The sequence below is a fragment of the Lachnoanaerobaculum sp. MSX33 genome (assembly GCF_000512995.1).
Taxonomy (GTDB): domain Bacteria; phylum Bacillota; class Clostridia; order Lachnospirales; family Lachnospiraceae; genus Lachnoanaerobaculum.
This window is the reverse complement of the sequence record NZ_AZXX01000028.1, coordinates 1-18,906: the sequence shown is the minus strand read 5'-3', so window position 1 is coordinate 18,906 and position 18,906 is coordinate 1. Positions and strand designations below refer to the sequence as shown.

At 37.8% G+C, this 18,906-nt stretch carries 17 protein-coding genes; all 17 read left to right on the top strand.

Annotation, left to right across the window (positions count from 1 at the left end):
• The first annotated feature begins 67 nt into the window (after positions 1-67).
• The 17 genes from metG to HMPREF1495_RS03105 all read left to right on the top strand — a co-directional run bounded on the left by metG (position 68) and on the right by HMPREF1495_RS03105 (position 18,677).
• Positions 68-2,038: a methionine--tRNA ligase gene (gene metG / locus HMPREF1495_RS03185; protein WP_034212002.1), complete on the top strand. Its 1,971-nt coding sequence runs from the start codon at positions 68-70 to the stop codon at positions 2,036-2,038.
• A gap of 65 nt (positions 2,039-2,103) precedes the next feature.
• Positions 2,104-2,778, top strand: a complete 675-nt coding sequence (locus HMPREF1495_RS03180) for a TraX family protein (protein WP_242832840.1) — start codon at positions 2,104-2,106, stop codon at positions 2,776-2,778.
• A 32-nt stretch (positions 2,779-2,810) separates the two neighbouring features.
• On the top strand, positions 2,811-3,596 hold the full coding sequence (locus HMPREF1495_RS03175; protein WP_034211998.1) for a TatD family hydrolase: 786 nt from the start codon (positions 2,811-2,813) through the stop codon (positions 3,594-3,596).
• Between the two features lie 42 nt (positions 3,597-3,638).
• The gene (rsmA, locus tag HMPREF1495_RS03170; RefSeq protein ID WP_034211996.1) at positions 3,639-4,517 is read left to right on the top strand and encodes a 16S rRNA (adenine(1518)-N(6)/adenine(1519)-N(6))-dimethyltransferase RsmA; all 879 of its coding nucleotides are present in this window, start codon (positions 3,639-3,641) and stop codon (positions 4,515-4,517) included.
• Positions 4,518-4,537: 20 nt separating this feature from the next.
• The gene (locus HMPREF1495_RS03165) at positions 4,538-6,151 is read left to right on the top strand and encodes a C40 family peptidase (protein WP_034211994.1); all 1,614 of its coding nucleotides are present in this window, start codon (positions 4,538-4,540) and stop codon (positions 6,149-6,151) included.
• 119 nt (positions 6,152-6,270) lie between these two features.
• Positions 6,271-7,050 (top strand): uridine phosphorylase, encoded by a 780-nt coding sequence (gene udp, locus HMPREF1495_RS03160; RefSeq protein WP_084544485.1) that lies wholly within the window; start codon positions 6,271-6,273, stop codon positions 7,048-7,050.
• A gap of 128 nt (positions 7,051-7,178) precedes the next feature.
• Complete coding sequence (locus tag HMPREF1495_RS03155; RefSeq protein WP_034211992.1) at positions 7,179-8,279, top strand: BMP family lipoprotein; 1,101 nt, start codon at positions 7,179-7,181, stop codon at positions 8,277-8,279.
• Positions 8,280-8,382: 103 nt separating this feature from the next.
• On the top strand, positions 8,383-9,927 hold the full coding sequence (locus tag HMPREF1495_RS03150; RefSeq protein ID WP_034211990.1) for a YjjI family glycine radical enzyme: 1,545 nt from the start codon (positions 8,383-8,385) through the stop codon (positions 9,925-9,927).
• Positions 9,927-10,769 carry a YjjW family glycine radical enzyme activase gene (locus HMPREF1495_RS03145; RefSeq protein WP_034211989.1) on the top strand — a complete coding sequence of 281 codons (843 nt, stop codon included), beginning with the start codon at positions 9,927-9,929 and terminating at the stop codon, positions 10,767-10,769. The genes HMPREF1495_RS03150 and HMPREF1495_RS03145 overlap by 1 nt, the downstream gene beginning before the upstream one ends.
• A 41-nt stretch (positions 10,770-10,810) precedes the next feature.
• Positions 10,811-12,328 (top strand): ABC transporter ATP-binding protein, encoded by a 1,518-nt coding sequence (locus tag HMPREF1495_RS03140; RefSeq protein WP_034211987.1) that lies wholly within the window; start codon positions 10,811-10,813, stop codon positions 12,326-12,328.
• A complete protein-coding gene (locus HMPREF1495_RS03135) occupies positions 12,321-13,388 on the top strand; it encodes an ABC transporter permease (protein ID WP_034211985.1) in 1,068 nt (355 codons plus the stop codon). The genes HMPREF1495_RS03140 and HMPREF1495_RS03135 overlap by 8 nt, the downstream gene beginning before the upstream one ends.
• Positions 13,388-14,323: an ABC transporter permease gene (locus HMPREF1495_RS03130; protein WP_007592607.1), complete on the top strand. Its 936-nt coding sequence runs from the start codon at positions 13,388-13,390 to the stop codon at positions 14,321-14,323. Before HMPREF1495_RS03135 ends, HMPREF1495_RS03130 begins: the two co-directional genes overlap by 1 nt.
• A gap of 7 nt (positions 14,324-14,330) precedes the next feature.
• Positions 14,331-14,987 (top strand): deoxyribose-phosphate aldolase, encoded by a 657-nt coding sequence (gene deoC, locus HMPREF1495_RS03125; RefSeq protein ID WP_009664149.1) that lies wholly within the window; start codon positions 14,331-14,333, stop codon positions 14,985-14,987.
• Positions 14,988-14,997: 10 nt separating this feature from the next.
• Positions 14,998-15,969, top strand: coding sequence for an adenosine deaminase (gene add / locus HMPREF1495_RS03120; RefSeq protein ID WP_034211982.1), 972 nt, complete (start codon positions 14,998-15,000; stop codon positions 15,967-15,969).
• 47 nt (positions 15,970-16,016) lie between these two features.
• Positions 16,017-17,204, top strand: coding sequence for a phosphopentomutase (locus HMPREF1495_RS03115; RefSeq protein WP_034211980.1), 1,188 nt, complete (start codon positions 16,017-16,019; stop codon positions 17,202-17,204).
• 10 nt (positions 17,205-17,214) lie between these two features.
• Complete coding sequence (locus HMPREF1495_RS03110) at positions 17,215-18,036, top strand: purine-nucleoside phosphorylase (protein ID WP_034211978.1); 822 nt, start codon at positions 17,215-17,217, stop codon at positions 18,034-18,036.
• A gap of 452 nt (positions 18,037-18,488) precedes the next feature.
• Complete coding sequence (locus HMPREF1495_RS03105; protein ID WP_034211976.1) at positions 18,489-18,677, top strand: hypothetical protein; 189 nt, start codon at positions 18,489-18,491, stop codon at positions 18,675-18,677.
• Positions 18,678-18,906 lie beyond the last annotated feature (229 nt).

Genomic DNA, 18,906 nt, shown 5'->3' with positions numbered 1-18,906 from the left:
TATTGATGGAGGATTTTATTCTTCATATTTTAGATATAATAGAAATTGTAAGAAGGCGGAATGACAAATGAGTAAGAAACCATATTATATAACAACGGCTATTGCCTATGCTTCAGGAAAGCCACATATCGGAAACACATATGAGATAATATTGGCTGATGCAATAGCGAGATTCAGAAGAGAAGAAGGACTTGAGGTTTTCTTTCAGACAGGAACAGATGAGCACGGTCAAAAAATAGAGAATAAGGCAAAGGATGCAGGTATTACTCCAAAGGAGTATGTAGACAATGCGGCAGGACAGATCAGAAAGATCTGGGATATGATGAATACATCATATGACAAGTTTATCAGAACTACAGATGAAGACCATAAAAAGCAGGTTCAAAAGATTTTCAAAAAATTCTATGATCAGGGCGATATATATAAGGGATTCTACGAGGGCATGTATTGTACTGCCTGTGAGTCATTCTTTACAGATTCCCAGCTTGTTGACGGAAAATGTCCTGATTGCGGCGGTGAAGTATATCCTGCAAAAGAGGAAGCATACTTCTTTAAGATGAGTAAGTATGCGGACAGACTCATAAAGCATATCAATGAGCATCCTGAGTTCATACAGCCTGTTTCAAGAAAAAATGAGATGATGAATAACTTCCTTTTACCGGGATTACAGGATCTTTGTGTCAGCAGAACAAGCTTTACATGGGGAATTCCGGTAGATTTCGATCCTAAGCATGTTACTTATGTATGGCTTGATGCACTTTCAAACTATATCACAGGTATCGGATATGATGTAGACGGAAACAGCAGTGAGAGATTTAAAAAATTCTGGCCTGCAGATCTTCATCTTATAGGTAAGGATATTATAAGATTCCATACAATATACTGGCCTATATTCTTAATGGCACTTGATTTACCGCTTCCAAAGCAGGTTTTCGGTCATCCGTGGCTTTTACAGGGTGAAGGTAAGATGAGTAAATCAAAGGGTAATGTTCTTTATGCGGATACATTGGTTGATTTCTTCGGGGTTGATGCTGTCAGATACTTTGTATTACATGAGATGCCGTTTGATAATGACGGTGTTATAAGCTGGGATTTGATGGTGGAAAGGTTCAATTCAGACCTTGCAAATGTACTTGGAAATCTTGTAAGCAGAACAATATCAATGACTAACAAGTACTTTGACGGTGTTTTGACAGATGCAAAAGATGAGAGCGTTGCCGGTTCAACGGAAACAGATACCGATTTAAAAGATGTAGTGCTTATGTCTGTTGAAAAGGTTGTAAAGAAGATGTCTGAGCTTCGTGTTGCTGATGCTATTACAGAGATATGGACATTGTTTAAGAGATGTAATAAGTACATTGATGAGACTACACCTTGGATTCTTGCAAAAGAAGAGGATAAGAAGGCCAGACTTCAGACTGTTTTATACAATTTGGCGGAGTCAATATCTATAGGTGCTTCTTTACTTTACAGCTTTATGCCTGAGACATCTGAAAAGATACTTGATATGTTCGGAACAAATAAGAGAAGCCTTGAAGATATGAATAAATTCGGACTTCTTATGAGTGGAACGAAGGTTGTGGAAGAGCCTGAAATATTATTTAAGAGACTTGATCTTGAAGAAGTGTTAAAGCAGGTTGAGGCTTTAAATCTTGGTGAAAAAACTGAGAAGCAGGAGCCTGAAATAGAGGGCGTTGATGTAGAAGCAAAAGATACTATAGAGTATGATGATTTTGCAAAGCTTCAGATACAGGTAGGACAGGTTATAAAATGTGAGGAAGTTCCTAAGTCAAAGAAACTTCTATGCTCACAGGTACAGATAGGAAGTGCAACAAGACAGATTCTAAGCGGTATCAAGCAGTGGTATTCTGCAAAGGATATGGTTGGAAAGCAGGTGCTTGTAGTTACAAATCTTGCACCGAGAAATATTGCGGGACTTGAGAGTCAGGGTATGATACTTATGGCTGAGGATGATGCCGGAAATGCGGTTTTGGTATCACCTGAGAAGAATATAAAGACAGGTTCTGAAATAGCATAAATATTATTGTGTGGGGAATGCTTTTCTTTGCGTTCCCCGATTTTTAAAAGCGCATAAAGGTGAATGTGTTGGGAAAAATAAAAATAAAGTTTTTTTCTTCAGCGGTACTGAAGTATATAGCAATGGTTACAATGCTCATAGATCATATCGGAGCAAGCGGATTGATCTTTTTAATGTTCAATATAGCTGTTTCTATGAGGATGTACTATATTTCAAGGATGATAGGGCGTGTAGCCTTTCCTATATATCTTTTTTTACTTGTTGAAGGATTTGTTCACACAAAAAACATAAAAAAATATATAATCAGACTTACATTATTTGCGATACTTTCAGAAGTACCGTTTGATATGGCGTTTTGGGGCGGATTTGTCAATATGCAGCATCAAAATGTAATGTGGTCTTTGCTTATATGTGTTATCATGCTTTGCGGAATAAAAAAATATCCGGATTTCAGTGTGATTTTTGTAGGTATGGGATGTTTTGCGGCATGGATTATAAAGTCCGATTATGAGTATATTGGACCTTTGGCCGTGGGATGTATGTATTTATTCAGAGAAAGAGCCGTTTATAAAAATGTTGCTACAGCAATTATTTTTTCATTTGAACCGCCGGCATTATTCAGTCTTATACCGATAAATATGTACAACGGTGAGAAGGGAAAGAGTTTGAAATACTTGTTCTACTTCTTTTACCCCGTGCATCTGTTGGCTTTAGTTTTAATTAAGAATATTTTGCGATAAAAAATATTACATAAATTTTAAGAAAATATTACATGGACAAAAAAGAAGATTTATATATAATAGATACACATGCTCATTATGATGATGAAGCATTTGAAGAAGACAGGGATGAGCTTTTAAAAAGCTTTGAAGACAAAGGTATAAAGAGAGTTGTAAATATCGGTGCTTCAATGGAAAGTTCAAGAAACAGTATCGCATTGGCAAAGGAATATAACTTTGTTTATGCTGTAGTTGGAATTCACCCGTCTTGTGCAGAAGAAATCTCGGATGAAAATATTTCTTTACTTGAAGAAATGTCTTTTGATGAGAAGGTGGTGGCTATCGGAGAAATAGGACTTGACTATTACTATGATGAGCCGGATAAAGAGATACAAAAAAAGTGCTTCAGAGCACAGCTTGACTTGGCAAAGAGGTGTGATTTGCCTGTAGTTATACATTCAAGAGATGCCGCAAAAGATACTCTTGATATCTTAAAGGAATTTGAAGGTGTCAAAGGAGTTATACATTGCTATTCTTATAGCAAAGAAATGGCGAGAGAATTTATTAAGCTCGGATATGTACTGGGTGTCGGCGGTGTAGTTACATTTAAGAATGCAAAAAAACTTGAAGAAACTGTAGAAGAGATTTCTTTTGATGATTTTGTGCTTGAAACTGATTGCCCTTATTTATCCCCTGTTCCGAACAGAGGAAAAAGAAATTCTTCATTGAATTTGACTTACATTATAGATAAATTGAGTGAGATAAAAGGAGTCTCAAAAGATTTTATTATAGAGAAGTCTTTTGAGAATGCAAAAAAATTGTATCCTAAGATGAAATAATGAGTTTTCATTATACTCACATAGAGTGAGATGGAGTTTGAAATGACAAATATTGCTAATCCGGCAAACACTATAGAAATAATCAAAAAATATGATTTCAATTTTCAAAAGAAATTCGGACAAAATTTTTTGATAGATACACATGTTTTAGATAAGATATGTCAGGCATCGGGACTTGGTAAAAATGATTTGGCTATTGAAATAGGTCCCGGAATAGGTGCATTGACACAATACCTCGCAAATGCCGCAAAAGCGGTTGTTGCTATTGAGATTGATAAAAATTTATTGCCGATATTAAATGAGACATTGGCAAATTATGAAAATATAAGTATAATAAATGCTGATTTTCTAAAAGTTGATTTGGAAAAGCTGATTGAGGAGTGCAGGCAAAAATACGGTGACTTTGAGAATATAAGAATTGTTGCAAATTTGCCATACTATATCACCACTCCTATAATCATGAATGTACTCGAGTCACATATTCATATTGACAGTATTACAGTCATGATACAAAAGGAGGTTGCTGACAGAATGCAGGCATTGCCCGGAAGCAAGGATTACGGTGCATTGTCTTTGGCTGTGCAGTATTACTCGGATCCGTATGTTGTAGCATTTGTTCCGCCGAACTGTTTTATTCCAAGACCTAAGGTCGGCTCAAGTGTTATACGTTTGGATATTTACAAGGAAAAACCTATAAAAGCAGTTGATGATAAATTGATGTTTCAAATAATTCGTGCGGGATTTAATCAAAGAAGAAAAACTTTGGTAAATTCTCTCGGTAATTTTGAAGGTCTTAATTTTTCAAAAGAAAAGATAATTCACGCTTTGTCATTGCTTGGAAAGTCTGAAAAGATAAGAGGTGAAGCTCTTACTTTAGAGGAGTTTGCAAAATTGGCAGGATATTTAAAAGAGAGCATATAAATTTTGACAAGGAAGAGAAGATGAGCAAGAAAAAAAAGAATGAATTTTTACGAAGTGTAAAAGATAGAGTGGAAACTATACAGGACATGGATAAAAGTAAAAAGATAATGGCAGGAGGAGTCATAGGTGTAGTTGCCTTGGCGGCAATTATAGGTGTTTCTATGTCCGGAAAGAGTGCAAGAAGTGTTGTTACCGAAACTACAGTTGCCGTAGAGAGTTCATCTACAGAAGTAGAGGTTGCTGCGGCACAGGTAATGCCTATGGAAAAGGCCGGAAATGAGTTCCCTTCACTTGGTATTGAAGTTGAAACGGAGGAACCGAGACCTGAACTTTTGGAAGAGGGTGTGCAGCACTCATATATAGAAAAAGTTCAGGAAAGACTTATGCAGCTCGGTTTTATGGACAATGATGAGCCTACAAATTACTTCGGTGAGGTTACAAAGGCGGCTGTAATGATTTTCCAAAGACAAAACGGTCTTGCACAGGACGGTATTATCGGTCCTTCAACACTACCTCTTTTGATGGATGACAATGCAAAACATTATGCGGCTAAGCTCGGTGATGTCGGCGAGGATGTTAAAAGAATACAAAACCGTCTGTATGAGCTTGGATATCTGGCTTCTGCAGATATGATTACAGGCACATATGATGAGAAAACTCAGGAAGCCGCATTAAAGCTTCAGCAGGTAAACTCATTAAGTGAGGACGGTAAGGTCGGAAGTGAGACCATGAACCTCTTATATTCTGATGAGATAAAGGCAAATACACTTTCACTCGGAGAGCACAGTGAAGTCGTACAAAACATTCAAAACAGATTGTTTGAACTGGGTTATCTTACTACAAGACCTGACGGTACATACGGTAAGGATACAGAGCTTGCCGTAAGAGTATTCCAGTCAAAGAATGACCTTGTAGTGGACGGATACCTCGGGCCTTCTACAAGAGCTGTTATACTTTCAAGTGAAGCAAAGGCAAACGGTCTCGTCCTCGGTGATGAAAATGAGCAGGTTGCAAGACTTCAAAGTCTTCTTGCAAAGGCGGGATATTTAAATGAATCGAATGCTACAGGATATTTCGGAGAGCTTACAGAATCTGCATTAAAGAGATTCCAAAGCAATAACGGACTTTCTGCAGACGGTAGAGCAGGAGCACAGACATTTGCCAAGTTGAGTTCGGGAAATACAAACGGACCTTCAAGAAATGATTCTTCAAACGTTGGAAAGTCGGACAAAAAATCAAGTGGAGGAAGCTCAGGAGGCGGAGGCTCATACTCAGGTAGTGTAGGAAGTATGATAAGCATTGCTTCATCAAAAATCGGAAGTCCGTATGTATGGGGAGCAAAGGGATCAAACTCATTTGACTGCTCGGGATTTGTATACTGGGTTCTTAAGCAGATGGGAGTAGGACAGTCATATATTACATCTTCGGGATGGAGAAATCCGGGAAGATATACAAGAATAAGTTCATTCTCAGATATACAGGCAGGAGATATCGTAGTAGTTTCAGGACATGTCGGTATAGCTGCCGGAGGCGGCGAGATAATAGATGCTTCATCTTCAAGAGGTAGAGTAAAGAGAAGCAGCATGTCAAGCTGGTGGAGAAATAACTTTATAGTTGCTTGGAGAATATTCTAATATTTAAATTAAAGTCTATGTCTGTTTGGGATATAGACTTTTTTGTTGATTAATTTAGATTGTAAAAAAACTGCTCTAAATATATAATATTTTTATAAAACATTGAAAGGAACAAGTAGATGATTGATTATACCGAAGGTGCCGGCGTTCAATATCATATTGGCGTCGGCAAGGGTGATGTGGGAAAGTATGTAATACTTCCGGGAGATCCGAAAAGATGTGAAAAGATTGCCGCATATTTTGATGATGCAAAACTTGTGGCGGACAGCAGAGAGTATGTAACATATACCGGTTATCTGGACGGTGTAAAGGTTTCCGTAACTTCAACAGGTATCGGAGGACCTTCATCGGCTATAGCACTTGAAGAGCTTGTAAGATGCGGTGCAGATACATTTATAAGAGTCGGAACCTGCGGCGGAATGAAGCTTGATGTATGCGGTGGTGATTTGGTAATAGCTAACGGAGCTATAAGAATGGAAGGTACCAGTAAAGAGTATGCCCCCATAGAATTTCCGGCAGTGGCTGATTTTGATATAATTACCGCATTAAAAGAAGCGGCCGACAAACTGAAATACAAGTCACATATAGGAGTTGTTCAGTGTAAGGACGCATTCTACGGTCAACATGAACCTGAAAATAAGCCTGTAAGCTATGAACTTGTAAATAAATGGGAGGCTTGGCTTAGGCTTGGTACATTGGCTTCAGAGATGGAGTCTGCGGCATTGTTTACAGTGGCATCATATCTTGGCGTAAAGGTCGGCTCGATATTTTTGGCAATTGCAAATCAGGAGAGAGCAAAGGCCGGACTTAGCAATGAGCAGGTACATGATACAAGTAAAGCTATTGAGACGGCTGTTGAAGCTATCAGAATACTGATAAAAAAAGAGCAGTTAAAATAGATAGATTAAAAGATTAAATCTATTTAATATTACATTTAAATATAACAACTTGATTACAAATAATTTATGATATATACTTAAAATGTTATTCAAATATAATATTTATATTCGTTTTTAAGGAGGAAAAAATGAAAAAAAGATTATTAGCTATCGGTATGGCGACACTTATGGGATTTTCACTCGTTGCCTGTTCTTCAGGTTCAACTGAAAGCACAAAGGCTGAGAGCACTGAGAAGGCACAGGAGAGCAAGGACGGTGAAGAAAGTACTGCAGCCGAAGAGAAGAAGGCATCTACAGATTTAAAAATCGGTATGGTAACAGATGTCGGCGGTGTAAATGACGGATCATTCAACCAGTCAGCATGGGAAGGTCTTCAGAGAGCACAAAAGGAGCTTGGAATACAGGCAAAGTATCTTGAGTCAAAGACAGATGCCGATTATATTCCAAATATTGAAACATTGGTGGATGATGACTATGATCTTATCATCTGTATCGGATACCAGTTGGCAGACGCTCTAAGAACAGAGGCGGAAGCAAATCCTGATAAGAAGTTTGCAATTGTAGATGACGCTTCAATCGAGCTTGACAATGTTGCATGCCTTATGTTTGAACAGGCACAGGCATCATATCTCGTAGGATATATTGCAGGAAAGACAACAAAGACAAATACTGCAGGTATTGTTATCGGTATGGCAACAGATGTTATGAACGAATTCGGATACGGATATCTTGCAGGTGTTAAGGATGCAAATCCCGATGCAAATATTTTACAGAACAATGTAAACAGCTTTGCAGATACAGGTGCAGGTAAGACAGCAGCAAACAACATGGTGGCAAATAATGCAGACGTTATTTTCCATGCGGCAGGCGGTACAGGACTTGGAGTTATCGATGCGGCTAAGGAAGCGGGAATATGGGCTATCGGTGTTGACTCGGATCAGTCAAAGGTTGCTCCTAAGACAATTCTCACATCAGCTATGAAGAGAGTTGACAATGCAGTGTATGATGAGGCAAAGGCTGTACTCGACGGTGAATATAAGGCCGGAGTTAAGACTTATACATTAAAGGACGGCGGTGTTGATATAGCACCTACAACAGACAATCTTCCTGAAGAACTTCTTAAGGAAGTTGAAGATGTTAAGGCAAAGATTATAGCAGGAGAGATAAAGGTTCCAAACAACAAGGCTGATTTTGAAGCTAAGTATGGTGATATCTACGAATTGGATTAATTAATCTGTTTATTTTTAAAGGGCAGCACTGTGCTGCCCCCTTAAATATATCTACGAATTTCGTAGGTATATTTAAGGGGACACCCTTATAGAATGGAGTAATATGAGAGATATCAGTTTAGATAAGGTAAATGAAATAAGAGAGAGAATGCTTGAGACTGTAAAGACTGCAAGCCTCACACATGAGCAAAAAGTAGCTACCATGGCAAACCATGCGGATTCACTTCTTGAAGTTTTGGACAAGCCGGAAGGACTTGATGAGTTACTTGATGCCGAGATAGATAGTCAATGTATATGTGATTTGTTTGAAGGACATGCTCCTATGAGACCCAGATACATAATACCTGATTATGCAAAGTTTATGAAGGAAGGAAGTAAGTTCCTTCAGCTTGATCCGCCGAAGGATTTATATGAAGCTTTGAATTCACTGCTTATTTTCTATCGCCATGTACCGAGTGTAACAAACTTTCCGGTATATGTGGGACAACTTGATGAATTGCTTGAGCCTTTTGTGCATGATGTGGACAGAGATCTGGCTAAGAAGATGATAAAGCTTTTCTTTATCAATATGGACAGAACTATTTTGGATTCATTTTCACATGCAAATATAGGTCCAAAGGACACTTTAGCGGGAAGATTGATACTTGAAGTTGAGGCCGAACTTGAGCAGGCGGTTCCAAATATCACACTTAAGTATGATCCTGAGATAACAAGTGATGAGTTTGCTCTTATGGGAATAAATACCGCACTTCACAGTGCAAAGCCTTCATTTGCAAACCATAAGATGTTTACAAGTGAGTTTGGTGAAAGATATGTTATTGCAAGTTGCTATAACGGCTTGCCTCTTGGCGGAGGTGCATATACTCTTTCAAGATTGATCATAAAAAATATCGCAAAAAGAGCCAAGAACATAGAGGATTTCAAGACAAATACTTTGCCTTATGTAATGGATATTATGGCAAGATATATGGATGAAAGAATCAAGTTTGAAGTTGAAGAGAGCGGATTCTTTGAAAACAACTTCCTTGCGAAAGAAGGCTTTATAAAGAGAGAGAGATTCTCGGCAATGTTCGGTATGGTAGGTCTTGCAGAAGCTGTAAACATTCTTCTTGAGAAAGAAGGAATTGAAGGCAGATACGGACACAGTGATGTTGCAGACAAATTGGCTGTAGAAATAATGGATATTATAGATGAGTTTAATAAAAATCATTTTAATAAATACTGTGAAGTATCCGATTGTCATTTCCTCTTACATGCGCAGGTAGGAATTGCTACAGATGTTAATGTATCTCCGGGAACAAGAATTCCGATAGGTGAGGAGCCTGAGGATCTTATAGAGCATTTGAAGCATTGTAAGAAATTCCACAAGTACTTCCCTTCAGGTACAGGAGATATTTTCCCTATTGACCTTACAGTACATAAAAACCATGAGTATGTACTTGATATTATAAAGGGTGCAATGAAAGAAGATATAAGATATCTTTCATTCTATTCATCAGATTCGGATGTAATAAGAATTACAGGATATCTTGTAAAAAAATCGGAAATAAATAAGCTTGAAAAGGGTCAGAGTGTACTTCAGGATACTACAGCTCTCGGAATGGGAGCAAAACACAATTGTAAGATATTGGAGAGGAAAGTACGTTAGTGTACAGTGCCGATATCAATAAGATAATACCGTTTAGCAGCGTGGACGGACCGGGAAACAGGACTGCGATATTTTTGCAAGGTTGTAATTTCAATTGCAAATACTGTCACAATCCGGAAACCAGAAACCATTGCATTAATTGCATGGACTGTGTAGAGCCCTGCCCAAGCGCTGCTTTAAAAAATGAAAACGGTAAGGTTGTATTTTATCCTGAAAAATGTATAGGTTGTGATACCTGTATAAATATTTGTAAACATGGTGCTACACCGAGAATTGTAAGACTTACTTCAGAGCAGACATTTGAAAAGATATGTGAGAATGTTCCTTTTATAAGAGGAATAACATTTTCAGGCGGCGAATGTATGTTGTATCCTGATTTTATGAGAGAAGTTTTTATGCTGTGTAAAGAAAAGAATCTGGGCACACTGATAGACAGCAATGGAAGTGTGGATTTTGAAAAGCATACAAAACTTTTAGAGTATACAGACGGAGTAATGCTTGATATAAAGGCATATGACAGACAGGAACATATAAATGTAACCGATGTAAAAAATGATACTGTATTAAAAAATGCTCTTTTTTTGGCATCGCTAGGTAAACTCTTTGAAGTAAGGACTGTAATAGTACCTGAATTATTTGACTTTAGAAAGACTGTATTTGATACATCTGCGGCTTTGGCTCCTTTCCTTGTAAAGTCAAATATAAGATATAAGCTTATTTCATATAGAGAAAACGGTGTAAGAAAAGAATACAGAAATTATAGAATGCCGACTGAAGAAGAGATGAATGAGGCTAAAGAAATAGCACAAAAAAACGGCTTTAGAGATATTGTACTTATATAACATAAATAGTATATGAAGCTTTTATAGGATAAGGAGGAAAAATGGACATAGCTGTCAAGATGCAGGACATAGTCAAGAAATTTGGTGACTTTGTTGCAAATGACGGTATCAATCTCACTGTAAAAAAAGGAGAGGTTCACGCGATTTTGGGTGAGAACGGTGCCGGAAAATCTACGCTTATGAATATTTTATACGGTTTATACCATCCCACATCAGGAAAAATATTCATTGACGGAAAAGAAACCGCTATAGGTACTCCGCAAAGGGCAATTGATTTGGGAATAGGTATGGTACATCAGCATTTCATGTTGATACCTCCGTTTACAGTTACCGAAAATATTGCACTGGGAATGGAAGATACCAAGGGCGTTGTTTTGGACTTGAAAAAATCAAGAGAAAAGATTGTAGAACTGTCAAAGAAATACGGATTATCGGTAGATCCCGATGCAAAGATAGAGGACATTTCCGTAGGTATGCAGCAAAGAGTGGAGATAATAAAGGTTTTGTACAGAGGTGCAAATACTTTGATACTTGACGAGCCTACAGCTTCGCTTACTCCACAGGAGATAGTTGAGCTTATGGATATCATAAAGAGTCTTACAAAAGACGGTAAATCTGTAATTCTTATCACACATAAGTTAAAAGAGATAAAGGCATGCGCTGATTCCTGTACCATTATCAGACATGGAAAATATATTGACACTGTGGATGTAAAAGTCACAAGTGAAAGTGAACTTGCAGCTATGATGGTAGGAAGAGATGTTTCATTTACAGTTGAAAAAGAAAAGAGAGAGCCGGGAGAAGTGGTTCTTGAAGTTAAAGATCTCTGTGCCAAGGACTACAGAAAGGTCGATATACTTAAGTCTTTAAGCCTTAATGTAAGAAGAGGTGAGATAGTAGGTATTGCAGGTGTTGACGGAAACGGACAGTCCGAACTTGTAGAGATACTTACAGGGCTTAAAAAAGCCGAGTCGGGAAGCGTAACCATACTTGGGAAAAATGCTTTTAATGTTACACCGAGACAGAGCTTTGATATGGGTATTACAAGTATACCTGAAGACAGACAAAAACATGGTCTTGTATTGGATTTCACAGTTGCTGAAAACCTTATTTTGCAAAACTTTGAAAAAGAGCCTTTTTCAAAGAGCGGAATATTAAATGATAAAAATATAGAAGCTCATGCAAAAAAGCTTATAGAAAAGTTTGATATCAGACCGAATGACAGCGCGAAAAAAGCCGCAAAAACATTATCCGGCGGTAATCAGCAAAAGGTTATAATTGCGAGAGAGGTGACAAACGACTCCGATCTTTTGATTGCGGTAAACCCTACAAGAGGTCTGGATGTAGGAGCTATAGAGTTCGTTCACAGGTATCTGGTTGAACAAAGAAATAAAGATAAAGCCGTATTGCTCGTATCTTTTGAACTTGATGAGATTATGAATCTTTCAGACAGAATAGAGGTAATTTTTGACGGACAGATAACAGGTGAAGTTCTTGGCGAAGATGCCGATGAGAAGGAGCTTGGACTTTTAATGGCAGGAGGAAAAAAGGATGAGTAAGAAAAACAGTATACTTTCAAGCAATGCTTTTTACACTCTGATATCAATAGTTATAGGTTTTGTTGTAGGTGCTATACTTTTAAGCATTGCAAAAATCAATCCTTTGGATGCGTACAAGCAGCTCTTTAACGGTATTTTCGGTAAGCCTAAATTTATGGTCTGGTGTTTGATTTATGCGGCACCGCTTATATTTACAGGACTTAGTGTTGCATTTTCATTTAAAACGGGTGTTTTTAATATAGGTGCGGAGGGCCAGTTTGTAGTAGGCTCACTCACAGCCTGTGTTTTAGGTATACTCATAAAGGCTCCGGCAATTATTCATGTTCCACTTTGCTTTTTAGGAGCGGCACTTGCAGGAGGTATCTGGGGTGCAATAGTAGGAGTTTTGAAAATCAAAAAAGGTGTAAATGAAGTTTTATCCTATATCATGTTTAACTGGATAGCTTTCTATTTATCAAACTTTGTTGTAAATCTAAGTATTATCCATAAAGACGGTGGCGGTGAGGCAACAAAGGATATTGCGGCTACAGCAAGAATTTTGGCTCCTAAATCAATTATAGCCGCTACAGGTGCGTCAGCTGCAAACTACGGCTTTATACTGGCAATAATATTTGCTGTAATTGTATGGTTTATTATAAACAGAACAACTCTGGGATTTAAGCTCAGAGCTGTAGGTTTCAGTAATACGGCTGCACAGTATGCGGGTATTGATACAGGAAAATCATTCCTTACGGCAATGGCATTTTCAGGTGCATTGGCAGGTATCGGAGGTGCCGTACAGCTTATGGGTATGAGCGGAAGAATTTCGCAGTTCTCAGGTCAGGAAGGATACGGATTCCAAGGTATTACAGTAGCGCTTATCGCTTCATCAAATCCTATTGCATGTATTTTTGCCGGAATATTCTACGGTGCAATGAAATACGGCGGTGGAAAACTGTCTTTGGTAAATGCTCCTGCAGAGGTTGTAGATATTATAATGGGTATTATTATCCTGTTTATAGCTATATCAAGCCTGTTTAAAAATATATTCTTAAATCATGGAAAGAAGGGAGCGGTATAATGGACGTTTTAATAAGGAATTTAGGTCTTCTTATAAATGCAATATTGATAGCAACACCACCTCTTCTTTTGGCGGCGCTCGGATCATGCTTTTCTGAGAGAAGCGGTGTGGTAAACATCGGTATAGAAGGTATGATGACAATCGGTGCCTTCATTGGTGCATGTGTGGCATATTTTAGCGGCAACGGATGGTTGGGATTTTTTGTAGGCGGACTTAGCGGTGCACTTCTGGGAGTTATACATGCAATTGCGTGTATACAGTTCGGAGCGGATCAGACTATATCAGGTACTGCGATAAACTTTATAGGGCCGGGACTTGCAGTGTTTTTATGTAAGGCTATATTCGACAATTCATCAGATTCACCTGCACTTGACACGGCTGCAAAGCTTCCGAAGATGTTTGAAGGTGTGTTTAAGTCGGGTTCATTCGGCTATAATGTTTTTTCCACTTATTCAGTGGCGTATTTAAGTTTTCTTTTAGTTTTGGTAGTGTGGTTTGTATTCTATAAAACAAAGTTCGGAATGCATCTTAGAGCTGTAGGTGAGCATCCACAGGCCTGTGCAACTCTCGGAGTTAATGTATATCTGACAAGATATATCTGTGTTATACTTTCAGGCTTTCTTGCAGGACTTGGAGGAGCATTCGTTACACTTGCAACTGTAAGTCAGTTCAGACCTGCAGTAATAGTAGGACAGGGATTTATTGCGATTGCTGCGGTAATCTTCGGTAAGTTTAAACCGCAGGGAGCATTTAAGGCATGTTTACTTTTCGGACTTTGCAACGGTATAAAGGCACTGCTTGGAGCAGGTAATGCTGTTTCACCGAATTTAGTTTCAATGATTCCATATGTAGTAACAATTCTTGCACTTGTGTTTGTAGTAGGAAGTACAAGAGTACCGGCTGCAAATGGTAAGCCTTTCTTAAAGGCCAGATAGGGGGATTATGTTAGCAACAAAATTATTTGATCACACAATTTTAAAGGCTGATGCAACAAAGGAAGATGTAAAAAAGGTATGTGAAGAGGCAATGGCTTACAGCTTTTGCTCCGTATGTGTAAATTCATACTATGTTCCTTATGTTGCCGAACTTCTTCACGGAAGCGACGTTAAAATATGTACCGTTGTAGGCTTTCCTTTAGGAGCTATGTCTACAAGAGCCAAGGCACTTGAAGCAAAGATTGCTGTAATGGACGGTGCCGATGAGGTAGATATGGTTATAAATATCGGTGCATTAAAAGATAAAGATTATGATGTTGTTTTGGAAGATATAAAGGCTGTAAAAGAAGCTTGCGGAAACGCTCTTTTAAAAGTAATTATCGAGACCTGCCTTTTGACGGATGAAGAAAAGGTTAAAGCATGTGAGCTTTCAAAAGAGGCAAATGCCGACTTTGTAAAGACCTCTACAGGATTTTCAACCGCTGGTGCAAAAGTTGAAGATGTTAAACTTATGAGAGAAACTGTCGGCAAGGACATGGGAGTAAAGGCAAGCGGCGGAATACATGACAAAGAGTTTGCAAATGCATTGGTTGAAGCGGGTGCAAGCAGACTTGGTACCAGCGCTACTATTAAGATAGTGGAATCAGCCTTTTATGATGTATAACGGTTAAGATATGAACAAAGAAGATATTATAAAATTACCTAAACTTGATTTGCATTGTCATTTGGACGGTTCATTATCAAAGACATTTTTAGAGAATGCTTTGGGAAGAACTTTTACTATGGAAGAGCTTTCAGTCAGTATGGATTGTAACAGTCTGGTGGAATATCTTGAAAAATTTGATATTCCGCTAAAGGCCATGAACACAGCCCAAAATATCAAGGCTGCTACTGTTGATGTAATGAAGTCGGCATCAAAAGAGGGCGTGAGATATATTGAAATAAGATTTGCCCCTCTTTTGTCGGTTTCAGACAGTATGAAGACAAGCGATGTGATAGAGGCTGTAATATCAGGAATCAATGAAGGAAGTAAGCTTTTTAATATCCATGGTAATGCCATATGCTGTGCAATGACACATCATGATATTGAAGAGAGCAAGGCAATGTTTAAAGTTGCAAGAGAATATTACGGTTTTGGTGTGGCAGGACTTGATTTGGCAGGAGATGAAGCAAATCATCCTATAGTAGAGTTTAAAGATCTGTTTAAATATGCAACGGATCTGGGGATGAATTTTACTATTCATGCAGGTGAGGCAGGACCTAAGTCCAATATAGAAGGTGCTATAGAATACGGTGCAAAGAGAATCGGACACGGTATTGCTATGAGAAACGATGAAAGGCTTTTGAAACTTGCTAAAGACAGACGCATAGGTATAGAAATGTGTCCTATAAGCAATTATCAAACAAAGGCGGTAGGAAAAAATGAAACTCATCCATATGCCGATTATATAAAGAGGGGCATACTTGCTACTGTCAATACGGATAACAGATTGGTCAGCAACACAAGTATAACAAATGAGATATTATTCTTACAGGAAAAAGATATGATATCGGATTGTGATATTATTCAGGGAATAAAAAACGCAATAGAAGTATCATTTGCAAGTGATAATATTAAAGATGCATTGCTTAGAGAGCTGAAGTAAGCGTATATTTACTTTGTAACATATAGGCTGATCGGAAAGTTTTATTTATGAGAAAATATAAAAGAGTTTTTGTGGTTGTACTGGATTCTTTGGGAATCGGTGCAATGCCTGATGCCGAAAGATTCGGTGATATAAATACAGATACTTTCGGGCATATAGTAAAAAGTTATGGAAAGCTTGATATTCCAAATTTGAAAAAACTGGGAATGTACAATCTTCATCCTGTAGAGGGAGAGCCGGGAGTGGAAAAACCGCTTGGAAGATTTTGCAGAATGGAAGAGATGAGTAACGGCAAAGATACAATGACAGGCCATTGGGAAATGATGGGTCTTAGAATTGAAAAGCCGTTTCAGACATTTACAGATACAGGTTTTCCTAAGGAGCTTATAGATGAGCTGGAAAAAAGATGTGGTAAGAGAGTAATAGGTAACAAGTCCGCTTCAGGTACGGAGATACTTGAAGAACTTGCGGAAGAAGAGATAAATACCGGAGCGATGATAGTATATACATCTGCAGATTCGGTACTTCAAATCTGTGGAAATGAAGAGACATTCGACCTTCAAAACTTATACAGATGCTGTGAGATTGCAAGAGAACTTACAATGAAGGACGAATGGAAGGTAGGAAGAGTAATTGCCAGACCTTATGTAGGTAAGAAAAAAGGGGAATTTAAGAGAACTTCAAACAGACATGACTATGCTCTAAAGCCTTTTGGAAGGACTGCTCTTAATGTATTAAAGGATAACGGACTTGATGTTATTTCAATCGGAAAGATAAATGATATTTTTGTCGGCGAAGGAATTACAAAGGCATATCATTCGGATTCAAGTGTGCATGGTATGGAACAGACAATTGATATGTTGTCGGAAGATTTTACAGGGCTTTGCTTTACAAATCTTGTTGATTTTGATGCTCTTTGGGGACATAGAAGAGACCCGATAGGATATGCCAAAGAAATTGAAAAGTTTGATGTTAAGCTTGGTGAGTTTATGGAGAAGATGAATGATGACGATCTTTTAATACTCACTGCAGATCATGGAAACGATCCTACACATACGGGAACAGACCATACAAGAGAAGCCGTTTTCTTTATGTCATATTCAAAGAAATTTGACGGCGGAAAATTACTTGATACAACAGATACATTTGCGGTAATCGGTGCAAGTATAGTGGACAATTTCGGCTTAAAGATGCCTGAAAACACGATTGGTTACAGTATTTTAGATAAGTTATAATGGAGGTTATATGAATCCGGTTTTTGAAAAAGTAAAAAAGAGCTATGATTATATCAGAACTGTTACAGATTTTACACCCGAAGTTGCTTTAGTACTTGGATCAGGACTTGGTGAGTTTGCAAAGCATATGGAAGTTGAATGTGAGATTCCATACTCAAGTATTGAGGGATTCCCTGTATCAACCGTAGCAGGCCATGACGGAAGATTCCTTTTCGGTACGGTTGAGGGTGTAAAGACGGTTATTATGAAGGGAAGGGTTCACTACTATGAGGGCTATCCTGTAACAGATGTAGTACTTCCTACAAGACTTATGATTATGCTCGGAGCAAAGAAGTTAATTCTTACAAACGCTGCAGGTGCTGTAAATACTTCATACAAGCCGGGTGATTTGATGATGATTACAGATCATATATCAACCATAGTACCTTCACCGCTTATTGGAGAAAACATAGGTGAATTCGGAACAAGATTTCCTGATATGAGTAATGTTTATTCAAAGAGACTTCAGGATGTGGTAAGAAAGTCCGCTAAGGAAGTGGGAGTTTCTTTAAGAGAGGGCGTATATATGCAATTTAGCGGTCCTGCTTATGAGACACCTGCCGAGGTAAAACTTGCGAGATTACTTGGTGCGGATGCTGTAGGTATGTCCACTGCGATAGAGGCTGTTGCTGCAAATCATATGGGAATTGAAATCTGCGGTATTTCATGCTTTACAAATATGGCGGCAGGTATCTTGGATCAACCTCTCAGCCATGAAGAGGTATCCGAGGCTGCAAATAAGGTATCTCATATCTTTGAGGGACTGGTAAAAAGTATAATAAAGAATATGTAAAAAAGGAGGCTACGAGCCTCCCTTTTTTAGTGGGAGTGTATTAAATAAAATGATAGATTATGCATAAATATAAAATCTATATAATGTATTTATACATAAAATAATAGTATTTTATTATTGTCAATACTTTTATTAAGTTTATTGTCAATACTTTTATTAAGTTTATTTGATTAGTTTTAAGTTTTGTGATATTATTAGATTGTATGAAAATTTAGAGGAATGACACTAAAAAAGGCTTAGGTGTTGAAATGGGATTCTCATAAAAGAGTGATGCTGTTCGTATTGCTCAATATGAGAGCTGCAAAGTATCACAAAAAAGAACGCCGTAGTATTAATGTTAAAAGATTTAAGTTGTAATTATATAAATATATACAGTTATGAACATTTGAGAAAGGTCAAACGCTTTATGTTCAATTTATTTTGGATGGAAGAATCCACAGGTGACTCTCTATATGTTTAAATTATATAAATGCTTTGACAGTAATGATAATCGCAATATCTATGGTATGTATAATGACAATAACTATGGCGGTATATTTCCTCCTGTTGCTTTAGTATTTAACTATAGTCCTATCAATGGTTTCATGTGTAAATATGCATATCATTTTAACGAGTGGCAAAAGGAAGAAAAAATATTTTGAGTGAAAATTGAATTGGTCTGTTACCTGCAATAATTGCGAAAAATTTGAACCGTCAATTCAATGGATAAAAATCAAGTAATATGTAATTGCGAAACTCGCTGAGCTCGTTCGCAATCATTATTGTATACAAGGATAAATTTGTGCAAAGCACAAATTTTAAGCTGAAAAGTTGACAACTGCAAGATTTGGGCGCACTTTAATAAGTGTAGTGCTTATATAAAGTTGATGA